Source organism: Pseudomonas paraeruginosa PA7, from assembly GCF_000017205.1.
Taxonomy (GTDB): Bacteria; Pseudomonadota; Gammaproteobacteria; order Pseudomonadales; family Pseudomonadaceae; genus Pseudomonas; species Pseudomonas paraeruginosa.
Genome location: NC_009656.1, coordinates 338,689 through 359,201, shown reverse-complemented (window position 1 = coordinate 359,201; position 20,513 = coordinate 338,689). Strand labels below are relative to the sequence as shown.

The window sequence follows — 20,513 nt, the reverse complement described above, 5'->3', positions numbered from 1 at the left end:
GTTGAAAGGGCGCCGCGGCAGTGGAAAGCGGCGCGGCATGGGGTAACACTAAGCCTGCCTTTGGCTTCCACGAAGAGCCAATCACCAGAAATACCAGGTAGCCAATCCCGCCATGGAACTGCAACTGACCCTCGACGGCCGCCACGACTTGGTCGGCCAGCTCTACCGCCAGCTGCGCGACGCCATCCTGCGCGGACGCCTGGCCACCGGCGACCGCCTGCCGCCGACGCGCTACCTCGCCGAGCGCCTGGAGGTGTCGCGCAAGACCGTCAGCGAAGCCTACGAGCGACTGGCCAGCGAGGGTTTCCTCGAAGGCCGGGTAGGCAATGGCACCTTCGTCGCCCGCGGCCTCGCCCAGCAGCAGCCGCCCGCCGGCGCCGAGGGTCCGCTGCGACCGGCCGCGCGCTGGGCGCGGATCGAGCCGCAATCCGGGCTGATGGACCAGCGTCCGGCGCTGCGCTACAGCTTCGCCGGCGGCACCACCGACAAGCGCCGCTTCCCCTTCGACGCCTGGCGCACCTGCGTGCTCCAGGCGCTGCGCCTGCAACAGCGGACCCCGGCGTTCTACAAGGACACCGAGGGCGATCCCGAGCTGCGCCTGGCCACCTCCCGCTACCTGGCGATCAGCCGCGCCGTGCAGTGCGACTGGAACGCCCTGATGATCACCCAGGGCGCCCAGCAGGGCCTCGACCTGCTGGGCCGGGTGATGCTCGAGCCCGGCGATCTGGCGGTGGTCGAGGAGCCCGGCTACCCGCCGGCCCGCGCCAGCCTGCTGGCCACCGGCGCCGAAGTGCGCGGAGTGCCGGTGGACGCCGAGGGGCTGCGGGTCGACCTGCTGCCGGACAACGCCAAGCTGGTCTATGTCACCCCCTCGCACCAGTTCCCGCTGGGCATGCCGATGAGCCTGGAGCGCCGCCTGCAACTGCTGGATTGGGCACAGCGCCAACGCGCGCTGATCATCGAGGACGACTACGACAGCGAGTACCGCTTCGACGGGCGCTCGCTGGAGTCGCTGCGCAGCCTCGACCGCCACGGCCAGGTGGCCTACCTCGGGACGTTCTCCAAGACCCTGTTCCCCGAGCTGCGCCTGGGCTACCTGCTGCCGCCGGCGAGCCTGCGCGAAGCCGTGCTGGCGGCGCGCAAGCTGGTCGACCGGCACAGCGAGACCCTCCAGCAGCGCGCCCTCGCGCTGTTCATCCAGCGTGGCGACTTCGCCCGCCACACCCGGCGTTTGCAGCGCGAATACGCGCAACGCCGCGACCGCCTGCTGGAACGCCTGCGGGGTGACCTGGAGCCCTGGCTCGAGGCCCTGCCGGCAGTGGCCGGGATCCACCTCGCGGCGCGCTGCCGCGAGCCGCTGGATGTCGACCGCATCGCCCGCCACCTGCGCCAGCAGGGCCTGGAGGTGGGCACCCTGCCACCCTTCTACGCGGAAACCCCGCCACAGGCCGGGTTCCTGTTCGGCTTCGGCTGCATCGAATGCGACGACATCGACCCGGCGCTGGACCTGCTGCGCGCCGAACTGCAACGCAGCGGCGGATAGAGCGGCAGGCGCTCCCGCATGCCTTCGGCCACCCGCTCGGCGGCGCGCACGCCGGGACCGCGGACATGCTCCCGGAGCGGCGAGAACGCCGGAGTCTCTCGGCCCGCGCCGATGGCGCAGCTCGTGGTTGGCTGCCAGCGGGGGGACCAGGCCGGATGAGCGGAACGATGCATCGCGTGGCGCAGCGCGATGCGGATAGCAGGAATGACCGCCGACCAGGCCGGCAGGAAGGACTCAGGGCTGCAACAGCTTCACCAGCCGTTCGCCATCCAGCCCGAGCATGCGCGCGGCCTTGCTGTCGGCCAGTTGTCCGGTTTCCGCTTCGGGCAGGCTGGCGGCCTGGGTCGCCAGGCTGAGGATCAGCTCCTCGCGCGACAGCACGCCACCGAACTGGTACGCCGCGGCGATCAGCCGGCGCAGCTCCAGCGGCAGGCGCCAGCGCGCCCGCAGGGCCGAACCGAAGCTGGCGCCGAAGCGCCCCAGCGCTTCGTCCAGTCGCGCCTCGTCCAGCGCACCGCCGCCATCGCACCAGTCCTGCAGGGTGCGCAACAACGCGAGGTCGCCGAGCCGATGCAGCAGGCCCGCGGTATAGCAGCGCTCGACATCGGCCCCCAGGGCGTCGGCCAGTTCCCAGGCGATATCCGCGCAACGCTGGGACAGTTCCCAGAACTGCAGCGCACGCGCCGCCAGCAGCGGCTCGTCGAGCTGGATGGCGCGCTGCAGGCTGAAGCCGAGCACCAGGTTCAGGCTGTGTCCGAGGCCCAGCCGCCTCAGGGCCTGGCCCAGGGTCTGGCAGGGCGGTCCGACATGCCGCGCGGCACTGTTGGCAGCGGCGATCAGCCCGGCGGTGATCTGCGGATCGCGCCCGAACTCGTCCTCCAGCACCCGCAGCGGCTGCTCCTCGGCGCCCAGGCAGCGGTCACTGGCCGCGCGGACATCGGCCAGCAGCGGCGCGCCCTCGGTGGCATCCCGGGCACGCTCGAGGAAGGCGAGCAGATCCTCGTCCGGTGTCACTTCGGGCAGCGGACAGGCAATCACTTCGTCGTCCTTGAGCAACAGACCGCGCAGGCGTTGCAGAAGGTTCCCGGCCTGGAACGGCTTGACCAGGTAGGCGGTCGGCGCCAGCGCCACGGCGGCACGCACGCTGGCCTGGTCGGCACGGTCGCTGATGAGAATGAACGGCTGCTCGGCGACCGGCCGCCGCAGGCGCGCCTCGCGCAGCAGCTCGAAGCCGTCGACCTGCGGCAGGTTCGATTCGGCCAGAACCAGCGCGAAGCTCCGGCGCCGACAGTGCTCCAGCGCCTCGCCGCCGTCGCCACAGAGGATCAGGCGGGCATCGCAGCGCACGCTGAGGACCAGTTGGCCGAGCAGGTCGCGACTCCAGGGGTCCGGGTCGGCGATCAGGATGACGGGGGCCTTCTTCGCGGCGCTCATGGCTTTCCTCTTCGATCCTGGTGGGCCGGCCGGGCCTCGCCAGGCGTGACGGGGCGGGCGACGACACCCGCGGGCGCATAACGGTATGACGGACGAGCGCGGGCCGACTCTAGGACCCGTCCTAAATGGCTCGGACGGCACGCTCGCGGAGGCAGAGGCGCCAGACGCGCAAGAGTAGCAGGAGGGAACCGTCCGTCGGGTATTTCGCGAAGAAACCCTGGCAGAAAAAAGAGGCTTCCGTTTCCGTGAAGCCTCTGAAAGAAAGGCCCGCGCGGACGCGCGGGCCTCGGGGGTATCGCTTTGCCGGTGAAGCTTAAGCGAGTTCGTCGAAGCACTCGGCCAGGATGGCCAGGCCCTTCTCCAGTTGCGCGTCGGGGATGGTGACGGGCATCAGGAAGCGGATGACGTTGTAGTAGGTGCCGCAGGAGAGCAGGATCAGACCCTTCTCACGCGCGCGCACGACGATCTTGCTGACCAGCTCGGCGGCCGGCTTGTGGGTGTCGCCGCCCTCGAACAGCTCGATGGCCACCATCGAACCCAGGCCACGGACATCGCCGATCACCTTGTGCTTGGCCTGGATCTCGCGCAGGCCGGCCTTCAGGCGCTCGCCGACGGCTTGCGAACGTTCCAGCAGCTTCTCTTCCTCGAACACCTTCAGCACGGCCAGGGCCGCGGCGCAGGCGATCGGGCTGCCGGCATAGGTGCCGCCCAGGCCGCCGGGAGCGATGGCGTCCATGATCTCGGCCTTGCCGGCCACGCCGGAGATCGGGAAGCCGCCGCCGACCGACTTGGCGAAGGTGGTCAGGTCAGGAACGATGCCCAGTTGCTCGGTGGCGAAGAAGGTGCCGGTACGGCCGGCGCCGGTCTGCACTTCGTCGGCGATCAGCAGGATCCCGTGCTGGTCGCACAGGGCGCGCAGGCGCTGCATGAAGGACTTGGAGTTGACGTAGAAGCCACCCTCGCCCTGCACCGGCTCGATGATGATCGCGGCGATGTCCTGGGGCTGGGCATCGTTCTTGAAGATGCGCTCGATGCTGGCGATGGAGTCGTCCTCGCTCACGCCGTGCAGCTCGCAGGGCGCCAGGGCGCGGAAGATGCCGCCCGGCATCAGGCCCATGCCGGCGGAGTACGGGACCACCTTGCCGGTCAGGCCCAGGGTCATCATGGTGCGGCCGTGGTAGGCGCCGGTGAAGGCGATCACGCCAGCGCGACCGGTGGCGGCGCGGGCGATCTTGACGGCGTTCTCGACGGCCTCGGAGCCGGAAGTCACCAGCAGGGTCTTCTTCGGGAAGTCGCCCGGCACGCGCTTGGCGATTTCCTCGGCCAGCTCGATGTAGGGCTCGTAGGCCAGCACCTGGAAGCAGGTGTGGGACAGCTTGCCCAGCTGTTCCTGGACCGCGGCGATCACCTTCGGATGCAGGTGGCCGGTGTTCAGTACGGCGATGCCGCCGGCGAAGTCGATGTATTCGCGGCCTTCCACGTCCCAGACGGTGGAGTTCTCGGCGCGCTCGGCGACGACCGGGTGGATCTGGCCCACGCCGCGGGGTACCGCGGCCTGGCGACGCTTCAGCAGGGATTCGTTGGTCTTGCTCATGGCTTCCTCAGTGGCCGCTCATCGGGTCGGCCGGGTCAAAGGATGAAGGCGGGAAGGAAGCTCCCCAAGGCAGCATACGATGATCGACTGTCTCGGGACTTGCAGGCCCGCCAGGGCTCGGAGCCGCTTCGCGATCGGCGACCGCGGCTCCCGGTTCGTCCGGTGCCACCACCGGCAACGTCGACACCGGACGGCGCAGCTCTTGCCTGCCGTCCGGCCCCTCCGGATAGGTGCCTCGCCGGGCTCAGATACCGCCCAGGCAGAGGTACTTGATCTCGAGGTAGTCCTCGATCCCGTACTTGGAACCTTCGCGGCCCAGGCCCGAGGCCTTGATGCCGCCGAACGGCGCCACTTCGTTGGAGATCAGGCCGGTGTTGATGCCGACCATGCCGTATTCCAGCTGCTCGGCGACGCGGAACACGCGGGCCAGGTCGCGGGCGTAGAAGTAGGAAGCCAGGCCGAACTCGGTGTCGTTGGACATGGCGATGACCTCGGCCTCGTCCTTGAAGCGGAACACCGGCGCCAGCGGGCCGAAGGTCTCGTCCCTGGACACCAGGGCGTCCTTCGGCACGTCGACCAGGATGGTCGGCTCGAAGAAGGTGCCGCCGAGGGCGTGCGGCTTGCCGCCGGACACCACCTTGGCGCCCTTGGAGACCGCGTCGGCGATGTGTTCCTCGACCTTGGTCACGGCCTTGGCGTCGATCAGCGGACCGGTGGTCACGCCGGCCTCCAGGCCGTTGCCGATGTTCAGCTTGGCCACGGCGGCCTTCAGCTTGTCGACGAAGGCGTCGTACACGCCGTCCTGCACGTACAGGCGGTTGGCACAGACGCAGGTCTGGCCGTTGTTGCGGTACTTGGAAATCAGCGCGCCCTCGACGGCGGCGTCCAGGTCGGCATCGTCGAACACGATGAACGGCGCGTTGCCGCCCAGCTCCAGGGACACCTTCTTGATGTCCTGGGCGCACTCGGCCATCAACTGGCGGCCGATCTCGGTGGAACCGGTGAAGGTGAGCTTGCGCACGATCGGGTTGCTGGTCAGCTCGCCGCCGACTTCGCCGGCGCTGCCGGTGACCACGCTGAACACACCCTTCGGAATGCCGGCGCGCTCGGCCAGCTCGGCCAGGGCCAGGGCGGAGTACGGGGTCTGCGAGGCGGGCTTGAGCACCATGGTGCAGCCGGCGGCCAGGGCCGGGCCGGCCTTGCGGGTGATCATCGCCGAGGGGAAGTTCCACGGGGTGATGGCCGCGGTGACACCGATCGGCTGCTTGATCACGATGATGCGCTTGTCCGGCTGGTGGCCGGGGATGGTGTCGCCGTAGATGCGCTTGGCTTCTTCGCCGAACCATTCGAGGAAGGAGGCGGCGTAGGCGATCTCGCCCTTGGCCTCGGCCAGCGGCTTGCCCTGCTCGATGGTCATCAGGCGGGCCAGGTCGTCCTGGTTCTCGATCATCAGGTCGAACCAGCGGCGCAGCTTGTTGGCGCGCTCCTTGGCGGTCAGCGCGCGCCAGGCCGGCAGCGCCTTGTCGGCGGCCTCGATGGCGCGGCGGGTCTCGGCGGCCCCCATCTTCGGCACGCTGCCGACGATCTCGCCGGTGGCCGGGTTGTTCACCTTGATGGTCTGGCCGCTGTCGGCATCCACCCAGGCGCCATCGATGTACGCTTGTTGACGGAACAGCTTGGCATCTTTGAGTTGCATGACCTGTCTCCTTCGAGGAATGCCGTGAGCAGCGGGTCTACCTCGACTACCCCGCGTGCCTGGTTGTCTGGTTCGGTTGTAACCGGAAAGTGTTGCCTGCTGGTTATTCGAGAGGGCCAGCGCCCCGGTGCTCCATTTCCTTCGCCCTGTGCCAGCGGCGCCGCCGCTACCGGCCGGCCACCGCGCGCAATGGGCGGGCAGGAGCGAAGCCGGCCGCCGACGAACGTCGGGGAGGATACGAAAGAGTCACGCGGGAAAGGGATTGCGAAGCAAACGCCACGCCGGCGCCACGGTGGCCCGACAGCACGGAAGGCTGGACGAGCGACGGGCAGGTCAGAAAGAGGTCATTCCAGGGGCACGCGGCCGGCTGAACTGAAGCCAATTCCCCGGTCTCCTATTGTTGTGGCTTTGGGGGCGTTTGAAATCTCAAACGAATCCTAGGGCCCCCACTGACAAAGGGCAATACCCCGTTCGATAAAATCAACGAAAGACAGAAAATTCTACTGCTTTGCTGAGCACATCGCGGACGGATGGTCGTTTCCGTTCGAAATCACGAACGTGAACACATGGAATGGACGCACGCGGACGAGATGCGTATGATTGCGCCCTGCCGCGCGAGCCGCGGCGTTGCATCCGTAGCTCAGCTGGATAGAGTACTGCCCTCCGAAGGCAGGGGTCGTGGGTTCGAATCCCGCCGGATGCGCCATCTCCCTCCTCGATTCGCCCTGCGAACCGAGCACCCGCAAAGCCCGCCAGACCGAGCGGGCTTTTTTGTGCCTGTCGCTCCATCCCGACCAGTGCCCGCGGAAGACGGCGGAAACGAAAAGGCCGCGCAGGAGTGAGGCGCGGCCTTTGCCTGGGCTGCTGTCTTCCCAGCCCGGCGGAAAAAATCTAGCAGAGCCCTTTCGCCAGGAAAAGAGTCGGCTCGCGGCAGGCCGGCGGGGTACGGAACGGCGTGGCGCGCGCCGAGGGCGCAATCCGCCGCCCTGGCCTTTTCCCCAGGCGCCGCCTTAAGATCGGGAGTCCGCATTGGGGCGGGCCTTCTCTAATTCTGCGGGTGGTTTCTCCGGATGCTTCCAGACAGCGTGGTGGGTAGCAGCGCGCGGCGCCTTCGTCTGCGCCGGGTGCGCGGGCGTGTCGGGCTTGGCCTGGTGGCCGGGCTCTCGGTGCTGGCTGGCATGACCGACGCCATCGGTTTCCTCGCCACTGGCGATTTCGTGTCCTTCATGAGTGGCAATACCACCCGTCTGGCGGTATCCCTGGGCGAGGGCGACCTGGGCGGCATGGCGCGCCTGGCCATCGCCCTGGCCAGCTTCGTCGCCGGCAACGCCCTGGGGGTGATCCTGGCCCGCTTCAGCGGACGCCGGGCGGCGCCGATCCTGGTCTGCTGCGCGATGCTGCTGGCGCTGTCGGCGGTCTGGCCGTTCGACTGGAACGTGCCGGCGCTGGTCGCGGCGATCATCGCGATGGGCATGCTCAACGCGGTGGTCGAGCAGGTCAACGGCCTGCCCATCGGCCTGACCTACGTCACCGGCGCCCTCTCCCGCTTCGGCCGCGGCCTCGGGCGCTGGCTGCTGGGCGAGCGGCGCAACGGCTGGCGGGTACAACTGGTGCCCTGGAGCGGCATGTGCATCGGCGCGGTACTCGGCGCCCTGCTGGAACAGCGACTGGGACTCGCCGCGATGGCGGCGAGCGCGGCGCTGGCGGCGCTCCTCGCGCTGGCGGCGCTGGTGATCCCGCGACCGTGGCAGATGGACTATATGGCGCGCTGAGCCGCCAAGCCTGCCCTGCGCCCCGCCGCCGGAGAAGGAAGGCCCGACGGGGAGGATGGCGACGTTTCTTGACCTCGTCCGGAATCGCTCAATAAGATGCGTGCACATGCACTTTAATGAGTGGCGAACCGATGAACCGCAGTGCTCTCGACTTCCGTCATTTCATCGACCACCTGCGCCACCAGGGCGACTTGGTGGACATCCATGCCGAAGTCGACGCCGACCTGGAGATCGGCGCCATCACCCGCCGGGTCTACGAAAGGGGCGCGCCCGCGCCGCTGTTCCACACCATCCGCGGCAGCCTTCCCGGCGCGCGGATCCTCGGTGCGCCGGCCGGCCTGCGGGCTGACAAGGCGCGCGCCCATGGACGCCTGGCGCTGCATTTCGGCCTGCCGGACCACAGCGGCCCCCGGGAGATCGTCGCCGCGCTACGGGCGGCGATGCGCGCGGCGCCGATCGCGCCGCGGCGCGTCGAACGCGGGCCGGTGCAGGAGAACGTCTGGATCGGCGAACGGGTGGACCTGACCCGCTTCCCGGTTCCCCTGCTCCATGCCCAGGACGGCGGGCGCTACTTCGGCACCTACGGCTTCCACATCGTGCAGACGCCCGACCGCCGCTGGGACAGCTGGTCGGTGGGCCGGCTGATGCTGGTGGACCGCAATACCCTGGCGGGCCCGACCATTCCCACCCAGCACATCGGCATCATCCGCGAGCAGTGGCGCCGGCAGGGCAGGCCGACACCCTGGGCGATGGCCCTCGGCGCGCCGCCAGCGGCGCTGGCGGCGGCCGGCATGCCGCTGCCGGAGGGGGTCAGCGAGGCCGATTATGTCGGCGCCCTGGTCGGCGAACCGGTGGAGGTGGTGCGGGCCCGGACCAACGGCCTGTGGGTGCCGGCCAACGCCGAGATCGTTCTGGAGGGCGAGATCAGCCTGGACGAAACCGCGCTGGAGGGCCCGATGGGCGAATACCACGGCTATTGCTTCCCCACCGGCAAGCCGCAACCGCTGTTCCACGTCCATGCGGTGACCTTCCGCGACCAGCCGATCCTGCCGATCTGCGTCGCCGGCACGCCACCGGAGGAGAACCACACCATCTGGGGCACGATGATTTCCGCACAGTTGCTCGACGTGCTGCAGGACGCCGGGCTGCCGGTGGACATGACCTGGTGCTCCTACGAGGCGGCGACCTGCTGGGCCGTGCTGTCGATCGACGTGCAACAACTGGCGGCGCTGCGCACCGACGCCGCCGCCTTCGCCGCGCGGATCGCCGAGGTGGCGTTCGGCTCGCACCCCGGGCACCTGGTACCGAAGCTGATCCTGGTCGGCAACGACATCGACGTCAGCGAGATCGACCAGGTGGTTTGGGCCCTGGCGACCCGCGCGCACCCGCTGCACGATCACTTCGTCTTCCCAGCCATCCGCGACTTCCCGATGGTGCCCTACCTCGATGCCGAGGACAGGGCCCGCGGCAGCGGCGGCCGGCTGGTGATCAACTGCCTGTATCCGGAGCAGTTCGCCGGGCGGATGCGCGCCAGCACGGCGTCGTTCCGCCACTCCTATCCGCCGGCGCTGCGCCAGCGGGTGGAGGAGCGCTGGCGCGAATACGGATTCGCCGACGACTGAGCGCTACAATCCCGCCCTGGCGGAAAAGGCTCGACCAAGGGGGCGAAGGCCGATGAACGAGACCAACGCACTGGGGCTGCCGCGCGGCCCGCTGAACCTGATGACCGAGATCGTGCGCCAGCGCGAGCGGCAGCTGACCGCCCTGCTCGCCCCGCTCGGCCTTGGCCTGCACGAATGGCGCGCGTTGCGGATCATCCATGCGTTCGACGGCGACGTACCGATGAGCCTGCTCATCGAACATTCGCAGACCGACCGGACCGCGCTGGGCCGCACCATCGAACGGCTGGTGCAGCGTGGCTGGGCCAGCCGCCTGCCGGATCCGGAAGACGGTCGTGCCGTGCTGGTGCGCCGCAGCCGCGCGGCACAGGCGGTGTTCGAACAGGCCCTGGAACGGGTCGCGCGCCTCGACGAGGCGCTGCTGGCAAGCCTGGAGGCGGGCGAGGACGGCACGCTGGTCGTCGCCCTGGGAAAACTCCTGCGCGCCTTGGACGGGCGTTCCTGAGTGATGCAACCCTCTTTCGCCGCAGACGCGCGGTTTGCGAAGCAGCTCCCAACCCGGGGATAGACTGAGCGGACGGTCACAAGACTGCTGGCCGGTTGATAGCATGGAGCCTTGGCAAGCTCGCCTGGTCACGCCATGCCGGACACCAGCGCGCCGAGTTCCGCCGCACCGCCCATACGGCTGCGCGGCCGGCACGCCCCCTGGCTGTCGCACCCCTGGCAACACCCCTTCTTTGCCCGTTCCCGACGGGCTTTTTTCCTGCCCGTCCGGCGACCCTGGATTTTTCCCACACACCAAGGAGGAAAACCTCTCACCCCTCTCGGAACGAGCCGATTTCTCGGCCGATGCCGTTCGCATTCCATTGGTCACCCAACGGCAACGAGGACCAGCCATGACCGGGCGGCCCTCGCATGGAACACGGACGCGCCTCGCACCCGCCCATGTCCGGCCCTTATCCGCCCAACCCGAGGACCGAGGATGAACGACTACATCGCCCGCCTGCGCGCTCGCTACGATGAGCATTTCGGCTGCGCGCCCGCCATGACGCTGGACTGCCGCGGCTTCTGGAAACACTGCGCGGCAGTGCCGGACATGGCCGTCTTCGCCTATCGCCTGGAGAACAGCCGGCGGGCGCACCACGTGGCGATCACCGCCGGGATGAGCCAGCGTCCCATGCATTTCGCGCCGTACATGGGCAAGGCGCGCTGGTCGACCGAACTGATCTGCTACCTGGATCACCTGGGCGGCGAGGACCTCCGCCATCTGCAGTGGCTGGCCGGGATGCCGTTCCACGACCAGTTGGCGCTCGGTCGCGGGCACAGCGTGGCGTTCGGCTTCCCGCTCTACGAATACAGCCTGCTGCGGCACTTCCTCCTGCTCGGCACCCCCGACCGCGAGGACGCCGGCCTGTTCGACGGCTTCGCCGACTCCGCCTACCCGGTCGACCTGCTCTGGGTGGTGCCGCTGACCGAGCCTGAATACCAGGTCAAGGTGAAGAGGAACCTGGAAGGCATCGGCGCGCTGCTAAGCCAGTCCGCCCATCCGCTGAGCCTCGACCGCCACCGTCATTGCTACGTGACCGGCGAGCGCCCGGAGGGCCTCGGCCGGGTCCTGCACTGAGCCCTGCCGATGCCCCCGACCTTCGTCGGGCAATCCACCGATGACGTTTTTCAATCGGTTCGATGCCGTTTTCCCCGCTTGCCGATCCGTCCGCCGTCTACGATTCTTGCTGGACGTGAGGACGGCTCCGGAGGAGCGCGCATGAAAACCGTGGCACAACTGTTGAACGCCAAGCAGAACCAGCAGGTGTACACCATCGGACCGGACGAGATGGTGCTCGACGCCCTGCGGCTGATGGCGGAAAAGAACATCGGCGCGCTGCTGGTATTGAACCATGGCGAGGTAGTCGGGGTGGTCAGCGAACGCGACTACGCGCGCAAGATGGTCCTCAAGGGTCGGTCGTCCATTGGCACGCCGATCAGCGCGATCATGAGCGCGCCGGTGGTCAGCGTGGACTCGAAGCAGAGCGTCGACACCTGCATGAACCTGATGACCGACCGCCACCTGCGCCACCTGCCGGTGGTGGAGGAGGGCCGGTTGCTCGGCCTGCTGTCCATCGGCGACCTGGTCAAGGCGGCGATCGCCGAGCAGGCCGAACTGATCCAGCAACTGGAACAATACATCCGCGGCGACTGAACCGGTCGGGCCGGCCCGATATGGCGGCCCCTGCCCTTTTCCCTCCAGGTTTGGCGATAATCCCGGCTGGCCCCACTCCGAGCCCGCCGCCATGTCATCCCCGCTGCAGTTCCGCCGCTACACTCCCGCCGACCGCGACGCCACCCTGGCCATCTGGCTGGAGGCCTCGCGGATCGGCCACGGCTTCCTCGGCGAAGCCGAACTGCAGAAGCAGAAGGCGCTGGTGCGCGATCACTACCTGGACGCTTCGGAAACCTGGCTGGCGCTGGACGGCGAAACGCCACTGGGCTTCATCGGCCTGCTCGACGCCTTCATCGGCGGCCTGTTCGTCGCACCGGCGGCCCACGGCCGCGGCATCGGCCGGCAGTTGCTGGAACATGCCGCGGCCCTGAAGGGCGCGCTGGAAGTCGAGGTCTACGCCGCCAACCGCGAGGCACTGGGGTTCTATGGGCATTGCGGTTTCGTCGAAACCGGCCGGCGCAAGGAGGACGACGAGGGACGGCCGCTGGAAATCGTCCACCTGCGTCGCGGCGATTAGCCCCCCTTGCGGAAAACGCTCGGCGCCACGCCGCTCAGGCGCTTGAAGAAGCGGGTGAAGTAGGCCGGCTCGCTGAAGCCGAGGCGGTCGGCGATCTCGTTCACCGTCATCGCCGTGTAGACCAGGTCGCGCTTGGCCTCCAGCAGCAGGCGCTGGTGCACGATGCCCAGCGCGGTCTGCCCGCTGAGGCGGCGCGCCACGCCGTTAAGGTGCGCCGGGGTGATGCCCAGGCGACGCGCGTACTCGTCGATCCCCAGGTGCTCGCGGAAATGCCGCTCGACCAGTTGCGAGAAGCCCGACAGGTACTCCTGCCCACGCCCAGGCCGCGCCTCCGCCCGCCGGACCATCACTTGCCGCCCCAGCCACACCGCCAGCACGCCGATCAGCGACTGCAGCAGCAGTTCGCGCGCCGGCGCAGTGCCGGCGTACTCGCCGTCGATGGCGTCGAACAGCGTGTCGATGTAGCGCCGGTCCGCACCCACCGGATACAGCCCCGGCGCCTCCAGCGCCTGGCGCTGCGCGCCGAGGTGCGCCTGCAAGCGGGCCAGCAGCGGCGCGGCGAGGGTCAGCACGTAGCCGTCGATACGCTCGGAGAACTGGAAGCCATGGATGCACAAGGGCGGCACGAACTGGATGGCGGGCCGCTCGACGCGGGTCAGTTCGCCTTCCACCTGCAACTGCGCCCAGCCCCTGCGCACGTACAGCAACTGGCCGAGATCGGCATGCCGGTGCGGCTTGATCTCCCAGTCATGCAGGCGGCTGCGGGCGGGGATCGACTCGCAGTGCAGGAGGTCCGGGGTCGGCCACTCGAGGGGCTCGCCATAGAGCTTGAACACCGGAACAGCGCCTGTGGGAAGCGTCATCGCCACCTCCTGCCGAAATGGCCGATTGCCGAACAGAGTTTGGAAAAGTCCAGGAATAGAAAGCCAATTTGCCTTCTCCAGGCATCCATGGCAAACAAAAATACAGCCACCTCCAGACAAGATCCGCGCCGGCGCCACCCATGCCGGCCCGCCATAACAGCGAGAGGGCTATCCGCAATGAAGACTCAAGTCGCCATCATCGGCGCCGGTCCGTCCGGCCTCCTGCTCGGCCAGTTGCTGCACAAGGCCGGCATCGACAACGTGATCCTCGAACGCCAGGCGCCTGACTACGTGCTCGGCCGCATCCGCGCCGGGGTGCTGGAACAGGGGATGGTCGACCTGCTCCGCGAAGCGGGCGTCGACCAGCGCATGGCGCGCGACGGGCTGGTCCACGAGGGCGTCGAGATCGCCTTCGCCGGACAGCGCCGGCGTATCGACCTGAAACGCCTGAGCGGCGGCCGGACGGTGACCGTCTACGGCCAGACCGAAGTCACCCGCGATCTCATGGAGGCCCGCGCCGCCTGCGGCGCCACCACTATCTACCAGGCCGCCGAGGTGCGCCTGCACGACCTCGAGGGCGAGCACCCCCACGTGACCTTCGAGCGCGACGGCGAGCGGGTTCGCCTGGACTGCGACTACATCGCCGGCTGCGACGGCTTCCACGGCGTCTCGCGACAGTCGATCCCGGCGGAGCGGCTGAAGGTCTTCGAGCGGGTCTATCCGTTCGGCTGGCTCGGCCTGCTCGCCGACACCCCGCCGGTCAGTCACGAACTGATCTACGCCAGCCACCCGCGCGGCTTCGCCCTGTGCAGCCAGCGCTCGGCGACGCGCAGCCGCTACTACGTGCAGGTGCCGCTGACGGAGAAGGTCGAGGACTGGTCGGACGAGCGCTTCTGGACGGAACTCAAGGCGCGCCTGCCGGCGGAAGTCGCGCAACGGCTGGTGACCGGCCCAGCGCTGGAGAAAAGCATCGCGCCGCTGCGCAGCTTCGTGGTCGAGCCGATGCAGCATGGCCGGCTGTTCCTCGCCGGCGACGCCGCGCACATCGTTCCGCCGACCGGGGCCAAGGGCCTGAACCTGGCGGCCAGCGACGTCGCCACGCTGTACCACCTGCTGCTGAAAGCCTACCGCGAAGACCGCGCCGACCTGCTGGAACGCTACTCGGCGATCTGCCTGCGGCGAATCTGGAAGGCCGAACGCTTTTCCTGGTGGATGACCTCGGTGCTGCATCGCTTCCCCGACACCGACGCGTTCAGCCAGCGCATCCAGCAGACCGAGCTGGAGTACTACCTCGGCTCCGAGGCGGGGCTGGCGACCATCGCCGAGAACTACGTGGGACTGCCCTACGAGGCCGTCGAATGACCCGCGACGCCGCTTAGCGGCAGCGCGGGACGCGCTCCAGGCGTCTCTGCATGGCGACTCCGCGACGCCAAGGGATCGAACATTCCCCGGCACCCGTCCAACCCCAGGCGCAGTATCATGCCCGCTGCCCTTCGCGTCGCGTCCGTCCCAGGTGCCGTCTTGCCAGAGCTCGCCCACAACCCGCCCGTCGTCCGTACCGTCCTCGTCGGCCTGATGCTGTCGATCTTCCTCAGCGCCCTCGACCAGACCATCGTCGCCGTCTCCCTGCCGGCGATCTCCGCCGACTTCGCCGACCTCGACCTGCTGGCCTGGGTGATCTCCGGCTACATGGTGGCGATGACCGTGTCGATGCCGATCTATGGCAAGCTCGGCGATCTCTACGGGCGGCGCCGACTGATGCTCTTCGCCATCGCCGTGTTCAGCGCCGCCTCGCTGCTCTGCGGGCTGGCGCAGAGCATGGGCCAACTGGTGCTGGGACGGGTGCTGCAGGGGATCGGCGCGGGCGGGTTGATGGCGGTCAGCCAGGCGATCGTCGGCGACATCGTCCCGCCGCGCGAACGCGGGCGCTACCAGGGCTACTTCAGCAGCATGTACGCCATCGCCAGCGTCGCCGGACCGGTGCTCGGCGGCCTGCTCACCGAATACCTGTCGTGGCGCTGGGTATTCTGGATCAACCTGCCGATCGGCCTGCTCGCGCTGGCCATCTCGCGGCGAACCCTGGTCGGCCTGCCGGTGCCGCGCCGGCAGCCGCTGATCGACTACCCGGGCATCGCGCTGATGGTGGTCGGTCTCACCGCCCTGCTGCTGGGCATCACCCAGATCGGCCAGGGCGTGGCCTGGAACGACCCGGCGCTGCTCGGCCTGTTCGCCCTGGCGGCGGTCGTCCTGCTGCTGTTCATTCTCCAGGAGCGGCGTTTCCGCGAGCCGCTGGTGCCGATGCAGCTGTTTTGCATCCGCGCCGCCACCCTCAGCTGGCTGGTGGCGTTCTTCGCCAGCTTCCAGGCCATCTCGCTGACCGTGCTGGTGCCGCTGCGCTACCAGAGCGTCACCGGCGCCGGCGCCGACAGCGCCGCGCTGCACCTGCTGCCGCTGGTCATGGGCCTGCCGCTGGGCGCCTACTGCTGCGGCCGGCTGACCGCCAGCCTGGGGCGCTACAAGCCATTGATCCTGGGCGGCGCCCTGCTCCTGCCGTGCAGCATCGCCGGCCTGGCCCTGACCCCGGCCACGCACCCCTGGCTGTCGGGGCTCTTCATGTTGCTCACCGGGATCGCCGTCGGCACCCAGTTCCCCACCAGCCTGGTGGCTGCGCAGAATGCCGTGGAACAACGCCATATCGGTGTGGCCACCAGCAACGCGACGCTGTTCCGCTCCCTCGGCGGCGCGGTCGGGGTGGCGCTGATGTCGGCGATCCTGCTGGCCCTGCTCAAGCATCTGCGGATCGGCGGCGGCATCGACCAGGGGTTCTCCGAAAGCGCCCTGCTGAGCAGCCTGAACGCCGCCAGCGGACCGGCGCAGATCATCTTCCAGCACGTCCTCGCGGATGCCTTCAAGGTGCTCTTCCTGATCAACGCGGCGGTGGCCCTACTTGGCCTGGCGGTGGCCGCGGCGCTGCCCGACATGCCCTTGCGCGGTCGCCCGGTGGCGGAGCCGGCGGCCGGGGAGTGAGCGCGCACCGATAATCGAACGCATTCGTCCTGGTAGCGGCCGTGTCCGATTTACAAAAGTAACCGTTCGGTACATTTTCCCGGCATCGACAATGTCACTGCTGTGGAGGCTGCGCCATGACGCGCACGGTACTGGTCCTGAACGGTCCCAACCTGAATCTGCTCGGCACCCGCGAGCCACGCACCTACGGTCGGCAGACCCTTGCCGGGATCGCCGCGCAATGCGCGGCCTTCGCCGAATCACGCGGCTTCGCCGTGGAGTTCCGGCAGACCAACCATGAGGGCGAGCTGCTCGACTGGATCCACCAGGCGCGCGGCCGGATCGCCGGCCTCGTCATCAACCCAGCCGCCTGGACCCACACCTCGGTGGCCCTGCGCGACGCGCTGGCGGCGGTGGAGCTGCCGGTGCTCGAGGTGCACCTGTCCAACGTGCACCAGCGCGAGCCGTTCCGCCACCACTCCCACGTCTCGCCGCTGGCGACCGGGGTGATCTGCGGCCTCGGCGGCCTTGGCTATCGCCTGGCCCTGGAATACTTCGCCAGCCAGTTCGAGGCCGCCGCATGAGCCGCCCACGCTCGGTGCTCGCCGGCCTGATCGGCGCCGGCATCCAGGCCTCGCGCACTCCCGCCCTGCACGAACACGAGGGCGACGCCCAGGGCATCCGCTATCTCTATCGGCTGATCGATCTCGACCTGCTGGGCAAGTCGGCGGACGACCTGGAATCCCTGCTCGCCGCCGCCAGCGACCTCGGCTTCACCGGGCTGAACGTCACTTTTCCCTGCAAGCAGGCGATCATCCCGTTGCTCGACGAGCTTTCCGCCGAGGCGCGCGGTATCGGCGCGGTGAATACCGTGGTGCTGCGCGACGGCCGGCGCATCGGCCACAACACCGATTGCCTGGGCTTCGCCGAAGGCTTCCGGCGCGGCCTGGCGGACGCGCCGCGCCAGCGGGTGGTGCAACTGGGCGCTGGCGGCGCCGGCGCGGCGGTGGCCCATGCGCTGCTCGCCGAGGGCGTCGAGCGGCTGATCCTGTTCGATGTCGAGACGGCACGCGCGCAAGCCCTGGCGGACAATCTCAACGCGCACTTCGGCGCGGCGCGGACGCTCGCCGGCAACGACCTGGCCAGCGCCCTCGGCGCCGCCCAGGGACTGGTCAACACCACCCCGGTGGGCATGGCCAAGCTGCCCGGCATGCCGCTGCCGGCGGAACTGCTGCGCAGCGAGCTATGGGTCGCCGAGGTTATCTACTTTCCGCTGGAAACCGAGCTCCTGCGCCAGGCCCGCGCCCTCGGCTGCCGGACCCTGGACGGCGGCAGCATGGCGGTGTTCCAGGCGGTGAAGGCGTTCGAGCTGTTCAGCGGGGTGAAGGCCGACGCGGCGCGGATGCAGGCGCATTTCGCCAGTCTCGGCGACTGAAGCGGACCGCGGCCCCTCCGACCGGGAACGCGAGAGGGGCCGGGCTGGCGGCAGGCGTCGGTGCTCAGGCGCGGAGATAGCGCAGCACCGCCTCGCAGATCATCTCCAGGTGCCGTTGCCGGACCCCGGCGTCGTGCAGGTCGGTGCGGAAGATCCGCGACACGGTGTAGCGGTTGGAGACCCGGTAGAAGCAGAACGAGCTGATCAGCAGATGCACGTCGAGCGCCACCAGCCCGGGGCGGAACACCCCTTCCGCCTCGCCGCGACGGAGGATCTCGGCGATACCCTGGACGATCGAGCCGTTGACGCTCTGCACCAGTTCGCTGCTGGCGATGTGCTCGCCCTTGTGGATGTTCTCGATGCTGATGATGCGGACGAAATCCACGTGGCGGTCGTGGTAGTCGAAGCTGAACTCCACCAGCTTGCGCATCGCCTTCACCGGCGGCAGCTCGCCCAGCTGGAGGCTGTTCTCGATACCGCGGATATCGCTGTAGAGCTTCTCCAGCACCGCCTGGTAGAGCTGTTCCTTGCTGCCGAAGTAGTAGTAGATCATCCGCTTGGAGGTATGGGTGCGCTCGGCGATGGCGTCCACCCGCGCGCCGGACAGCCCCTGGGCGACGAACTCGTCGGCCGCGGCGCGAAGGATGTCCTGGCGGGTCTTCTCGGGATTGTTCTTGCGCCCCTTGCCCCGTGGTGCGGGCGCTTCCACGGCGGCGGGATCGGGATTGGACATCGGTGGCTCACTCGTGGCCGGCGGAAACTGCGGCCGATTATGCGGGCCGCGGCCGACTGTAGGAAGAGCACCTGCCGGAGCACCGATAATTCTCACAGTTTGACCCGGCGCACACCGCGCCGGGCCTGGGCCATCGCCGCCAGGCGCACCGCCACGTTGGCGGCGCCATAGCCGGCGTAGCCATGGCGGCGCTGGAGGATCTCGAAGAAGAAGCGCTCCTCGAACGGCTCGGTGAACACGTGGAACAGCTCGCCGCCCTGGGCGTCACGGTCATAGAGCACGTTGTAATAGGCCAGCTCGCTGAGGAACTCCTCGGTGAAGTCGAAGCGCGCGGCGAGGTCGTCGTAATAGTTCAGCGGGATTTCCAACAGCGTCAGGCCGGCCTCCTTGGCCTGGGCCACGGCGGCGAAGATGTCCGCGCAGTCGAAGGCGATGTGGTGCACGCCGGAGCCGCGATAGCTGGACAGCGCACGGGCGATGGCGGTGTTGCGGTCCTCGGAAATGTTCAGCGGCAGGCGCACCTGGCCGCAGCGGCTGCGCACCGCGCGGCTGGTGACCAGGCCGTAGGGATCGGGCAGGACCACCTCGTCGTCGGCGCTGAAGTCGAACAGGCTCTTGTAGAACAGCACCCAGCTGTCCAGGCCCTCGGCGGGCAACGCCATGGCCACATGGTCGATGCGCCGCAGGCCGAGGCCGGGCGTCGCCTCGCCGGTCATCTCGAAGTCGGTCTGGTAGATGTCGCGCCCCCCGCCCTCCTGCTCGACCAGGTACAGGAGGCTGCCGTCGAGGGCACGCACCGCCGGGATTTCCCGTTCGTTGGGACCGACCAGCCCGCGATAGGGCTGGCCGCCGTAGCGGCGCGCGCGCTCCAGCGCCTGGCCGGCGTCGCGCACGCGCAGGGCGGTGGCGCACAGCGAAGGCCCATGGGCCTCGAAGAAGCCGTGGGCGAAGGAATAGGGCTCGGCGTTCAGCACCAGGTTGATCCCACCCTGGCGCAACAGGCTGACATTCTTCGAACGATGCTGCCCGACCCTGGCGAAGCCCAGTTGGCGCAGCCACTGACCCAGGCGCGCGCGCAACGCTTCGTCGACGGCGAACTCGAGGAACTCGATGCCGTCGCAGACGCTCGCCGGCGGCGGCGCGAAAAGCCCGTCCACGGCCACCTGCGGTGCCTCGCGGCGCAGGCGCTCGCGGGTCTTTTCCTCCAGGTAGAGCAGCGCGCGCAGGCCGTCGGCGGCGTTGGCGCGGGTCGGCGCGGCGCGGAAGCCGTCGTTGAAGACCTCCAGCGACAGCGGCCCACGGTAGCCGCTGGCGACGATCGGCGCGAGGAAGCCCGCCAGGTCGAAGCCGCCCTGCCCCGGGAAGCAGCGGAAATGCCGGCTCCACTCCAGCACGTCCATGGCCAGCAACGGCGCATCGGCCATCTGTACGAAGAAGATCTTCTCCGCGGGTAGCCCGGCGATGCCACGAGCATCGCCGTTCAACGAGAGGGTGTGGAAACTGTCGAGGATCAGACCGAGGTTCGGCTGGTCGGCCCGCCGCACCAATTCCCAGGCCTGCTCCCAGGTGCTGACCTGGCGGCCCCAGGCCAATGCCTCGTAGCCGATACGCAGGCCCCGGGCGGCAGCGCGTTCGGCCAGCAGGCGAAGATCGTCGACCAGCAATGCCGGCTCGCCGAGGGCGTCCGCGGCGACGTTGCTACAGACCAGCACCAGGTCGGTGCCCAGCTCCTGCATCAGGTCGAACTTGCGCTCGGCGCGCTCCAGGTTGCGCGCCAGGCGCTCCCGGCGGCAGCCCTCGAAGTCGCGGAACGGCTGGAACAACAGGATATCGAGTCCCAGGTCGGCGCACAGCCGGCGCACATCGCGAGGGCTGCCGTCGTAATGGAGCAGGTCGTTCTCGAAGACTTCCACTCCATCGAATCCGGCGGCGGCAATGGCTTCGAGCTTCTCCGGCAGGGTACCGCTCAGCGATACGGTGGCGATCGAACGCTGCATGCTTCGACTCCTCAACTCAAAACGCCCCGCGGCGCCTGGCATCGCGCGGGTGACGAAGTGGAACCAGGGAGGCGCGGGAAACC

The 20,513-nt window shown here is 68.8% G+C and carries 17 protein-coding genes and 1 tRNA gene; 12 read left to right on the top strand and 6 right to left on the bottom strand.

All coding sequences use genetic code 11. The annotated features are described in order from the left end of the window. Positions 1-112 precede the first annotated feature (112 nt). On the top strand, positions 113-1,543 hold the full coding sequence (gene pdxR / locus PSPA7_RS01620; RefSeq protein ID WP_012073889.1) for a MocR-like pyridoxine biosynthesis transcription factor PdxR: 1,431 nt from the start codon (positions 113-115) through the stop codon (positions 1,541-1,543). Positions 1,544-1,777: 234 nt separating this feature from the next. Here the strand turns inward: pdxR and PSPA7_RS01615 are convergent, their stop codons facing one another. From PSPA7_RS01615 to gabD, 3 genes are all read right to left on the bottom strand, one after another. After that, positions 1,778-2,977 (bottom strand): HDOD domain-containing protein, encoded by a 1,200-nt coding sequence (locus tag PSPA7_RS01615; protein ID WP_012073888.1) that lies wholly within the window; start codon positions 2,975-2,977, stop codon positions 1,778-1,780. A gap of 313 nt (positions 2,978-3,290) precedes the next feature. Further along, positions 3,291-4,571 (bottom strand): 4-aminobutyrate--2-oxoglutarate transaminase, encoded by a 1,281-nt coding sequence (gabT, locus tag PSPA7_RS01610; RefSeq protein ID WP_003106268.1) that lies wholly within the window; start codon positions 4,569-4,571, stop codon positions 3,291-3,293. A gap of 244 nt (positions 4,572-4,815) precedes the next feature. Then, complete coding sequence (gene gabD, locus PSPA7_RS01605) at positions 4,816-6,267, bottom strand: NADP-dependent succinate-semialdehyde dehydrogenase (protein WP_012073886.1); 1,452 nt, start codon at positions 6,265-6,267, stop codon at positions 4,816-4,818. Between the two features lie 629 nt (positions 6,268-6,896). Here gabD and PSPA7_RS01600 point away from each other — a divergent pair. From PSPA7_RS01600 to PSPA7_RS01570, 7 genes are all read left to right on the top strand, one after another. Continuing rightward, a tRNA-Arg gene (locus tag PSPA7_RS01600) sits at positions 6,897-6,973 on the top strand. Positions 6,974-7,352: 379 nt separating this feature from the next. Beyond that, positions 7,353-8,039 (top strand): YoaK family protein, encoded by a 687-nt coding sequence (locus tag PSPA7_RS01595; RefSeq protein WP_079262224.1) that lies wholly within the window; start codon positions 7,353-7,355, stop codon positions 8,037-8,039. 131 nt (positions 8,040-8,170) lie between these two features. Next, on the top strand, positions 8,171-9,661 hold the full coding sequence (locus tag PSPA7_RS01590; protein WP_012073883.1) for a UbiD family decarboxylase: 1,491 nt from the start codon (positions 8,171-8,173) through the stop codon (positions 9,659-9,661). Between the two features lie 52 nt (positions 9,662-9,713). Then, positions 9,714-10,163 (top strand): MarR family transcriptional regulator, encoded by a 450-nt coding sequence (locus tag PSPA7_RS01585; protein WP_012073882.1) that lies wholly within the window; start codon positions 9,714-9,716, stop codon positions 10,161-10,163. Between the two features lie 477 nt (positions 10,164-10,640). Beyond that, positions 10,641-11,282: a suppressor of fused domain protein gene (locus tag PSPA7_RS01580; protein ID WP_003152134.1), complete on the top strand. Its 642-nt coding sequence runs from the start codon at positions 10,641-10,643 to the stop codon at positions 11,280-11,282. A gap of 141 nt (positions 11,283-11,423) precedes the next feature. Then, entirely contained in the window at positions 11,424-11,858 is a 435-nt protein-coding gene (locus PSPA7_RS01575; protein WP_003152136.1) for a CBS domain-containing protein, read from the top strand. A gap of 91 nt (positions 11,859-11,949) precedes the next feature. Further along, a complete protein-coding gene (locus PSPA7_RS01570) occupies positions 11,950-12,396 on the top strand; it encodes a GNAT family N-acetyltransferase (protein ID WP_003152138.1) in 447 nt (148 codons plus the stop codon). Here the strand turns inward: PSPA7_RS01570 and PSPA7_RS01565 are convergent. Beyond that, positions 12,393-13,259, bottom strand: coding sequence for a helix-turn-helix domain-containing protein (locus tag PSPA7_RS01565; protein WP_012073881.1), 867 nt, complete (start codon positions 13,257-13,259; stop codon positions 12,393-12,395). The genes PSPA7_RS01570 and PSPA7_RS01565 overlap by 4 nt on opposite strands. A gap of 177 nt (positions 13,260-13,436) precedes the next feature. Between PSPA7_RS01565 and pobA the strand changes: the two genes are divergently transcribed. The 4 genes from pobA (at position 13,437) to PSPA7_RS01545 (ending at position 17,700) form a co-directional block, all read left to right on the top strand. After that, positions 13,437-14,621, top strand: a complete 1,185-nt coding sequence (gene pobA / locus PSPA7_RS01560; protein WP_012073880.1) for a 4-hydroxybenzoate 3-monooxygenase — start codon at positions 13,437-13,439, stop codon at positions 14,619-14,621. Between the two features lie 159 nt (positions 14,622-14,780). Beyond that, a complete protein-coding gene (locus PSPA7_RS01555) occupies positions 14,781-16,286 on the top strand; it encodes an MDR family MFS transporter (RefSeq protein WP_041025272.1) in 1,506 nt (501 codons plus the stop codon). A gap of 116 nt (positions 16,287-16,402) precedes the next feature. Beyond that, positions 16,403-16,849, top strand: a complete 447-nt coding sequence (gene aroQ / locus PSPA7_RS01550; RefSeq protein ID WP_012073878.1) for a type II 3-dehydroquinate dehydratase — start codon at positions 16,403-16,405, stop codon at positions 16,847-16,849. Continuing rightward, positions 16,846-17,700 (top strand): shikimate dehydrogenase, encoded by an 855-nt coding sequence (locus PSPA7_RS01545; RefSeq protein WP_041025271.1) that lies wholly within the window; start codon positions 16,846-16,848, stop codon positions 17,698-17,700. The genes aroQ and PSPA7_RS01545 overlap by 4 nt, the downstream gene beginning before the upstream one ends. A gap of 64 nt (positions 17,701-17,764) precedes the next feature. Here the strand turns inward: PSPA7_RS01545 and PSPA7_RS01540 are convergent, their stop codons facing one another. Together PSPA7_RS01540 and quiC are read right to left on the bottom strand one after the other, a co-directional pair. Continuing rightward, positions 17,765-18,433, bottom strand: a complete 669-nt coding sequence (locus tag PSPA7_RS01540) for a TetR/AcrR family transcriptional regulator (RefSeq protein WP_003157798.1) — start codon at positions 18,431-18,433, stop codon at positions 17,765-17,767. A 92-nt stretch (positions 18,434-18,525) separates the two neighbouring features. Beyond that, positions 18,526-20,430, bottom strand: a complete 1,905-nt coding sequence (gene quiC / locus PSPA7_RS01535; protein ID WP_012073876.1) for a 3-dehydroshikimate dehydratase QuiC — start codon at positions 20,428-20,430, stop codon at positions 18,526-18,528. Positions 20,431-20,513 lie beyond the last annotated feature (83 nt).